At 41.6% G+C, this 8,925-nt stretch carries 6 protein-coding genes and 1 pseudogene; 1 reads left to right on the top strand and 6 read right to left on the bottom strand.

Going from position 1 to position 8,925, the window contains the following annotated elements; all coding sequences use genetic code 11:
- The 4 genes from ABN217_RS08760 to erpA all read right to left on the bottom strand — a co-directional run.
- Positions 1-489: contractile injection system protein, VgrG/Pvc8 family (locus ABN217_RS08760; protein ID WP_349459314.1), on the bottom strand; the 489-nt coding region annotated here is incomplete at its 3' end.
- A 99-nt stretch (positions 490-588) separates the two neighbouring features.
- The gene (locus tag ABN217_RS08755) at positions 589-1,107 is read right to left on the bottom strand and encodes an Hcp family type VI secretion system effector (protein WP_349459313.1); all 519 of its coding nucleotides are present in this window, start codon (positions 1,105-1,107) and stop codon (positions 589-591) included.
- Positions 1,108-1,802: 695 nt separating this feature from the next.
- Entirely contained in the window at positions 1,803-1,949 is a 147-nt protein-coding gene (locus tag ABN217_RS08750; RefSeq protein WP_349459312.1) for a hypothetical protein, read from the bottom strand.
- 57 nt (positions 1,950-2,006) lie between these two features.
- Positions 2,007-2,351: an iron-sulfur cluster insertion protein ErpA gene (gene erpA, locus ABN217_RS08745; RefSeq protein WP_064719135.1), complete on the bottom strand. Its 345-nt coding sequence runs from the start codon at positions 2,349-2,351 to the stop codon at positions 2,007-2,009.
- Between the two features lie 275 nt (positions 2,352-2,626).
- Between erpA and hemL the strand changes: the two genes are divergently transcribed.
- Entirely contained in the window at positions 2,627-3,913 is a 1,287-nt protein-coding gene (gene hemL, locus ABN217_RS08740) for a glutamate-1-semialdehyde 2,1-aminomutase (RefSeq protein WP_072070954.1), read from the top strand.
- A 73-nt stretch (positions 3,914-3,986) separates the two neighbouring features.
- Here hemL and mrcB read toward each other — a convergent pair.
- Together mrcB and hrpB are read right to left on the bottom strand one after the other, a co-directional pair.
- Positions 3,987-6,305, bottom strand: a pseudogene (mrcB, locus tag ABN217_RS08735) (bifunctional glycosyl transferase/transpeptidase); the annotation flags it as partial.
- 116 nt (positions 6,306-6,421) lie between these two features.
- Positions 6,422-8,854 (bottom strand): ATP-dependent helicase HrpB, encoded by a 2,433-nt coding sequence (gene hrpB, locus ABN217_RS08730; protein ID WP_349459318.1) that lies wholly within the window; start codon positions 8,852-8,854, stop codon positions 6,422-6,424.
- Positions 8,855-8,925: the final 71 nt, after the last annotated feature.

Here is an 8,925-nt window from a genome sequence, read left to right as displayed (position 1 = left end):
CTGGAAAATACGGCTATCTTGGTTCAGCGTCATCACCCACATTTCTGGGCGAATAACAAATTGATACCACGTTTTAACGCCGTCTGTGTTGCCTTGTTCGGCACTCGCCAGTAAGCCTTGAACCGTGCGAATTGTTTTACCGTCACGACTGACGGTTAACGATGAAGCCACGCCTAATTGGTTGGCAAAATCAATATCACGTTGCTCGCTCACCGCGTGTATCGACAGCGTGAAAAGCTCTGATAATCCTTCGTTTAAATCAAACTGAGTGACTTGAAAAGTGCTTTTAGGTAAATCGCCAATTTGGCAAGTAAACACTAACCCTGTATGAAGTAATCCCTTTCCTAGGGTTTCGAGTAATTCGCTGTATTTTTTAATGCGAGCTTGTTGTTCAGAGAATGTCATCCCTATTTCAAAAGGGCGAGATGATGCCGGATCATCTAATACCAAACGAGGTTTAGGGGTATTGTTAGCGTCATTCGTTGACATAAAAGCTCCCATTTAAATGTGACAAACACGCAATAAAAAAGACAAAAAATGCAGAGAACAATGGGCCCATGACAGAGCCCATAAATAAAGTGTGAAGAATTAACCTTCGAGTGGTGCACGCCAGTCGTCAGAGCCTGATGTCCCTGCAACGGTGTGTTCCCAATCAATTTTGCGATAAGAAAGAGACACTTCGATCAGTTGAGTGAAGTCAGACTTAGTCGGATCTTGGCAGTGTGGCATTTGGCAATCGATATTCACGATGGTGGCATCAGTTAATGTGGTGGTGAAGAAATGCTCTTGCTTCCCTTCAACCGAGGTGCGATACCATTTTAAGGTGATTTTTGACAACATTTCGCCCGAGGCTAATGCGTTATACAGCAGAGGAACCGCTTTGTTTAACGCCACCGTAAAGCGGAAAGGTTTATGCGCACGTTGACCTGAAGTCTGACCTGATTGCGGATCAGTAGGCACAGTCACTACATGAGAGAATGCTTGCACCAGCATTTCATCTTCGTGGCCTTGAACATAAATATTTCCTACTGATTCAGCCGTAAATGCGCCCGCAGTAATATTGCCTTGGGTTTTTCCTTCAATGGAGATATAGCAGGGAGTTGGCATGGCAAGTCCTTAATTAACTATCAGTTATTGTTTCTCAACAAAACGATTATTGTTGATGTCCTTTTCAAAAAATCAGCCAGTGCACACTGCGATTTGATTAGAGTAGCTTAAGTAATTTTAAGGGGAAGTAAAGGGAGTGACGGAAAAGAAGGACGTTGTATCCTCGTAGGATAAGTGACTTAGCGTAAAATAATTGTTCACACGTTATTTACTGCTTTCGTTTCTTAAAATAAGTGTATTTATTTACATGATCAACTTTCGCAAATGTCCGAAATCTCGCTAAAGCCAGTCAGTTCTAATGTACATGGATTTTTAATATGTAACAAAGTGTGTATTTTGTTTCAATTTGTAACAATGTTGATTTATAAGGAGAAAACAACCCTATTTTCAAAATAATAAGCAAACTACGATTTTTATTCTCAAAGGACAAAAAATCCGCACCTAAAATTTAGCGTATCGCAGAAGATCTATTTAAATAGAGGCAAAAATATCACCCATAGAGTAATTTTATGAAATAAGCTCAGAAAGAATAAATAACGAAGAATAAAGAAGAGAAGAGAAAAAAAGAGAAAAAAAGAGAAGAAAAAAAGAAAAGAGTAACCAATAAACTCTCACAAACAAAAGTCGTGAGCGAGCAAGCAGTGCAACAAGGCAGACAGCGCACAGTAAGCGGAGCATACATTAGTATGTGAGCATTACGAGCACTGCTCTAACGCCGTGGCACTACTGCACAGCCACGACGCCAAAGAATAAAAACAGCGTAAAGCATTACGAGTGTTGCTATAACGCCACAGCACTACTGCACAGCCACGACGCCAAAGAATATGAACAGCACAAAGCATTACGAGTATTGCTATAACACCACAGCACTACTGCACAGCCACGACGCCAAAGAAGGATCAGATACTAAAGGAAGAGCCACAACCACACGTACTCTTAGCATTAGGATTCGTCACAATAAAACGCGAACCCTCTAACCCCTCGGTATAATCCACACAACCGCCCACTAAATACTGCAAGCTCATCGGATCAACCACTAAAGCAACACCTTGTTTTTCTATGGTCATATCGCCGTCATTCATGGCATCATCAAAGGTAAAACCATACTGGAATCCGCTACAACCGCCACCCGTGATATAAACACGTAAACGCAGATTTGGATTTTCTTCATCTGCAATCAGATCTTTTACTTTATTTGCAGCCGCGTCAGTAAATTGTAACGGCAGAGCCATATCATCACTCATTGTTCACTCCAGACTGGGTATTCCAGCAAAAAAACAGCCAGCAAAAATTTATCTTTCTTGCTGATATAATGTGATGATTATCTAATACCTGCTCATAACCTTCAAGTTTGTTGTGGACAAAATACACTTTTTGCTACCTATCACTTTTTACGATAAATCACGTACCCACAATAACAGTGATAAATCAAAATGTTGTTGCCGTGTATTTGGCTTCATCTGCGCAGTGCTTTAGAATACGCCTTAATCTTACGCTCACCCATCATTAGGAGTCTGACATGAGCAAGTCTGAAACGCTTTATAATCTCGCACAACAAGTGATCCCCGGCGGTGTCAACTCACCTGTTAGAGCATTTAACGGTGTAGGTGGAACCCCTCTTTTTATTGAACGTGCTAATGGTGCGTATATTTATGATGTTGATGGACGAGCTTACCTTGACTATGTCGGCTCATGGGGACCGATGGTTTTAGGTCACAACCACCCTTCCATTCGTCATGCTGTTACTGACGCGGTACAAAAAGGCCTAAGCTTTGGCGCACCAACGGCGGCTGAAGTTGAAATGGCAAACCTAGTCACTGAACTGGTACCTTCCATGGACATGGTTCGTATGGTGAACTCAGGTACAGAAGCGACGATGAGCGCGATTCGCCTTGCTCGTGGTTACACGGGTCGTGACAAAATCATTAAATTTGAAGGTTGCTACCACGGCCATGCAGACTGCTTATTAGTTAAAGCGGGCTCAGGCGCACTAACGATGGGACAACCCAATTCACCGGGTGTGCCTGCTGATTTTGTCAAACACACCTTAACCTGTACTTACAACGATTTAAATTCTGTACGCCAAGCCTTTGAAAATTATCCTGAAGAAGTCGCTTGTATTATCGTTGAACCTGTTGCGGGTAACATGAACTGTGTACCGCCAAAAGCAGATTTCTTACCGGGTTTACGTGCGTTATGTGATGAATTTGGTGCACTACTAATTATTGATGAAGTAATGACTGGTTTTCGTGTTGCATTAGGTGGCGCACAAGCTTATTACGATGTTGATCCTGACTTAACATGCTTAGGTAAAATCATCGGTGGCGGTATGCCAGTCGGTGCATTTGGCGGACATATGGAAGTGATGTCTAAACTCGCGCCAATCGGCCCTGTTTATCAAGCAGGTACGCTATCTGGTAACCCAATTGCAATGGCGGCAGGTCTAGCGTGTTTACACGAAGTCTCACAACCGGGTGTTCATCAAACATTAAATGAGCTAACAACAATGCTGGCTGATGGCTTACTTGAAAAAGCACAACAAGCCGGAATTCCAATGGTTATCAACCATGTTGGTGGTATGTTTGGTCTGTTCTTTACCGATGCAAAAGAAGTCACTTGCTACCAAGATGTCATGAACTGCGATGTTGAACGCTTTAAGCAATTCTTCCATTTAATGCTAGAAAAACGCGTCTACCTTGCGCCTTCTGCATTTGAAGCGGGCTTTATGTCTATCGCGCATACCAAAGAAGATATTCAACGCACGATTGATGCGGCGGAATATGCATTTATGCAGATGAAAGGCTAGTTATCCCTGTTCGGAAATCAACAAAAAACGGCACTTATGTGCCGTTTTTATTTTAGCTAATCGGCGTGATTACCTACTCAGAAAACAGATCTTGTAACCACTTTGGTGCGCCGCTTTCATCGGTATCTTGCTGAATAGGTGTGCATAATCCATCTGGGTTTGCTGTCCATACAGGTAATGTACGCACACCGCCACCATAACAAGCAAAGTTACCTTGGGCATCAACAGACATCTCTGCAATATCTTCTGGCATTGGTGGATTTAATTTCAGCGGTGCTTGGTTCTCTAAATAGTTGCGATATAACAATAACGCACCTGTTGATCCCGTTAAGTTTGTTGGACCATTATTGTCACGTCCCATCCATGCAATGGTAACTTCTTTACCATCAATTCCCGCAAACCAACTATCACGTAAATCGTTAGTCGTACCTGTTTTACCTGCAAGGTTGTAATTACCAAATTTTGGTTTTAATACACGCCATGCTGTTCCTGAATTAACCACTTGTTGCATACCAAATAACGTCATATAAGCGGCTTGAGGCGAAACAGTCGTTTCAGCTTGAGGATAACTTTGATAAAGCACAGTACCATCTTGAGTAATAACCGAACGCAATGACGATATTTTTGCTCTGTTACCTAAACTACCAATCGTTTGAAATGTTTGAGCAACTTCCATGGGTGTTAAGTTTAACGCCCCAAGAAGCATTGCTGGTACTTTTTCCAGATTCTCCGCAGGTGCTCCCAAGTTAATCCATGTTTTGATCACTTGGTCTAACCCCACTTCTAAACCAAGATTCACAGTGGGTATATTACGCGATGTTGCTAACGCATCCACCAGCATTAATTTGCCTTTATAACCACGATCGTAGTTACGAGGTTGCCAAGGTTTGCCCCCTGGAATAGGCACAGAAATAGGTTCATCTGCAAGCCATGTATTTAAGCGGAAACGTTCTGGTTCACTTAATGCAGTTAAGTAGGTAGCCGGTTTTGCTAAAGAGCCGATTGAACGACGGGCTGATAATGCACGGTTAAAACCTGCATATTGTGGTTGTGAGCCCCCCACTAAGGCACGAACTTCACCACTTAAGCGATCCACAACAACCATCGCCCCTTCAAGATCGTCAATTTTACGAACTTTACGTATATCCGCGACACCCACTTCAACGGCTTTTTCAGCCGCATCTTGCGATACAGGATCTAATGTAGTGAAAATTTTTGTACCTGATAAATCATTTACTTTATCGCCTAAAGTTGTTTGTAGCTCTTGGCGAACCAATTGCATAAATGCAGGTTGCGGTGTTAGTGCTTCACTGCGTGGCTTCACACCTAAAGGGCGTGCGCTAAGTACATTGTAAAGCTCTTGGTCGATGATCTCTTGAGTTTGCAGTAACTTTAACACCACATTACGGCGTTCAAGTGCAGATTTAGGATTACGCCATGGGTTATAAGCCGAAGCTCCTTTTACCATTCCAACTAGAAGCGCTTGCTGATCAAGACTTAATTCATCAACAGGACGGCCAAAATAGTAGAGGCTCGCTAAAGGAAAACCACGAATTTGCTCATCACCACTTTGTCCTAAAAAAACTTCATTAAGATACAGCTCTAGAATGCGATCTTTGCTATAACTTGCATCCATAATGATCGCCATATAGGCTTCATTCAGCTTTCTTTTTAACGTTCTTTCATTTGTTAGGAATAAGTTTTTGACTAACTGTTGCGTGAGTGTACTCCCGCCTTGAACTGCTTTACCCGCGGTAAAGTTTGCCAATACAGCACGCCCAATAGAATAAAGGCTGATCCCGTCATGCTCATAGAAACGGCGATCTTCTGTTGCAATTAATGTATCCACTAATAATTGTGGGAATTTATCTCTCGCCAAGAACAAACGTTGTTCACCATTGGCAGATTGCATCATGGTAATTAATTTAGGATCAAGACGGAAAAAACCAAACTGACGCTGATTTCCCATATTTGTGATGCTAACGAGAGAATTTTGCTCAAAAGACAACTTAGCCAAAATTTGCTCTTCACGGCCATCTGGGAAATCAAAAGGTCGGCGCAACATCTCAATCGTGTTGCCTCTTACCACAAATTCACCGGGACGTGTGATTTTGTTGACATTACGATATTGCATGCCTTCAAGTAAGCTCACCATCTCTTTTTGGCTATAATTCATGCCCGGCTCTAAGTTAACGGTGCGTCCGTAAACAGCAGCAGGCAATTCCCAAACATTGCCATCAAGGCGCTCTTTGATTTGAGAATGTAAATAAACACCATAAATGCCCATTAAAACCGCAACTACAACCGCAATTTTAACAAATAACCAAAACCAAAAACGACCTCTTTTGGCTTGTTTTGCTGGTCTTTTCTTTCTACTCATGAACTGTATCTCTCATTAAAACCCCTTTATCACGGGATAAAGAAGCCTAACATTGTCGCTATTTTTCTGTGTGATCACACAAGAAAGCTCTCAAATATAAATAACACTAGGTTAAAACTTGTATTTATTTATTGGCTATATTTTTTTACTCGCCGTGTAGGTGCAGTATTAGCGGGTGAATCAGGCCACAAATGTTTTGGATAACGCCCTTTCATCTCTTTTTGTACCTCTTTATAACTTCCAACCCAAAACGTTGCTAAGTCTTGTGTTTTTTGAATAGGCCGATGAGCGGGTGATAATAACTCCATTACAACAGGTAATTGACCATTTGCTACAATAGGGCTTTGTTTCTCACCATAAACTTCTTGAATGCGGATCGCGATCACTGGTGGTAACTCTAGATCATATTGGATAGCCACTTTTGTACCTGTTGGTGCTAAATAGTGCGTTGGAAATAAATTTTGTAGCAACTGATTTTCATGCCATGTTAATTGGTTTTTAATAATTGTATTAATATCAATTTGTTGCAATGCTTTTAATGTTTGAATTTCACCCAATTCAGGCAACAACCATGCTTCTAAAGTTTCAAGTAATACAGATCCACCTAAATCAGGTAATAAGGCTTCTGGACACCATTTTTTCGCTAAAGAAAGCCGTATAAAAAACTGATTAGTCTCTTCACTAAGGGCTAATGCATTTAAGCCGTTATCTCTCAACCAATTCAATAATGCTTGTTGCATTTGTTGTTTATTGGGTTTGTCTAGTTGACGCTGACTTAAGGTTAGTCGCCCTAATTGGCGTTGTTGCCAAGCAATTAACGTACCGCGTTTTTCATCCCATTCAACCGTGGTATTTTCTTCAATAAGTTCAGAAAAGGTCGTTGATATTTCATCAATATCAATAGGTAGCGCTAATAAAATGCGCGCATCAGCATAATGTGTATTTTGAAGTAACAACGGCGCTAAAATCCAAGGTGCATCACTTATTGCTTGAGTGTCGTCCATCATTGCCCCCTGCCCATTGGCTAAACGAAAACGGCCTTGATTATCACGATTTTTAGCAATTCTATCAGGAAACCCGACAACTAATAATGACCCTAATAATTCTGGACAAAAAGTCTCTTTTCGATGTTGAGAAAGTTGCTTTTCACGTCGTGTCCAGAAAGTATTTTTTTGTTGAGCAATCCACTCTAAATTAATTTCTTGCCCTCGTGGTGGTTCTTCTAGGATTGCACATAATCGAGAAGCCGTAACAAGATGATTGTCACTTTGTTCACTAGCATAATCTAATATTGCCGCGAGTCGAGGCTCTATTCCCCATTGCGCCATACGCAAGCCACGCGGTGTTAACCCATCTTGTTTATCAATAGCGCCTAAACGATACAATAAATCTTTAGCTGCATTCAATGCTTGTGACGAAGGTGTATCTAACCAGTTTAACTGGTTAATATCGCGACATCCCCATTGCAATACGGAAAGCCATAATGAGGATAAATCGCTACTTAAAATTTCTGGTACTTGATGAGAGGCAATGCGTTGTGATTGTTCTTGGCTCATTAAATGCCAGCAAATTCCAGCCTCAAGGCGACCCGCACGCCCAGCTCTTTGTGTTTGTGATGATTGACTAATTCTCTGGCGTAGCAAGCTGGTGATACCGCTTTTTAAATCAAACTGAGCGCGTTTCTCAATTGTACTATCCAATACAAGGCGGATACCTTCAATTGTTAAGCTGGTTTCTGCGATATTGGTCGCAAGTACCACTTTTCGATAGCCTTGCTCTGTTGGTTCTATCGCCTTTTGTTGTTCAGCTAATGAAAGAGCGCCATACAGTGGGAACAGCAATACTGAATTGTCTACTTTATCTTTTAGTATTTCAGTAACACGCATAATCTCTGCGCTACCCGGCAAGAATATCAACATGGAGCCTGTTTCTTGTGCCAGTAATCGCAAAGCCATGGTGGCAATTTCTTGTTCAAAAGGTTGATGCGTATTGATAGGAAAATAGCATCGTTCTACGGGATAACTGCGCCCTTGAGCGCTGATCATGGGCGCCTCAGGTAATAATGTCGTGAGTTTTTGATTATCTAATGTTGCAGACATAATCAAAACACGCAAATCATCGCGTAATCCCATTTGGACATCGAGTAATAGAGCCAGCGCTAAATCAGCCTGTAAACTGCGTTCATGAAATTCATCTAATATCACAAGACTGATGCCTGTCAGTTCTGGATCTTGCTGTAACATGCGGTTTAATACACCTTCTGTTACCACTTCAAGTCGAGTGTGCTGGCTCACTTTGCTTTCTGCTTTCATACGATAGCCTATCGTATGACCCACTTCTTCATTAAGCTGGCTTGCTAAACGATAAGCAATGCTTTTAGCGGCAATTCGTCTTGGCTCTAATAAAATTATTTTGCCATCAAAAAGGTTTTGCTGAAGTAAATAGAGGGGAAGCGCTGTTGATTTACCTGCACCTGTTGGCGCATGAAGTAAGACTTGTGGGGATTGTTTTAACGCAGTAACGATATTTTCCGTTACCTCAAAGATTGGCAATAAATGCACACAGGCTCCATGACTCATTAACTTTCTCGGCTTGGCATTGTAGCATTAGCGCTTTATTAAAGATCGTATTT

Origin of the sequence: Proteus sp. fly-1067 (assembly GCF_040139345.1) — a bacterium.
Taxonomy (GTDB): domain Bacteria; phylum Pseudomonadota; class Gammaproteobacteria; order Enterobacterales; family Enterobacteriaceae; genus Proteus; species Proteus vulgaris_B.
This window is presented reverse-complemented; position numbering and strand designations above follow the sequence as displayed.

Excerpts from the sequence above, each read along its gene's own strand:
- ABN217_RS08755 (WP_349459313.1), bottom strand. The coding sequence starts at position 1,107 with ATGCCAACTCCCTGCTATATCTCCATTGAAGGAAAAACCCAAGGCAAT.
- ABN217_RS08750 (WP_349459312.1), bottom strand. The coding sequence starts at position 1,949 with ATGCTTTGTGCTGTTCATATTCTTTGGCGTCGTGGCTGTGCAGTAGTG.
- erpA (WP_064719135.1), bottom strand. The coding sequence starts at position 2,351 with ATGAGTGATGATATGGCTCTGCCGTTACAATTTACTGACGCGGCTGCA.
- hemL (WP_072070954.1), top strand. The coding sequence starts at position 2,627 with ATGAGCAAGTCTGAAACGCTTTATAATCTCGCACAACAAGTGATCCCC.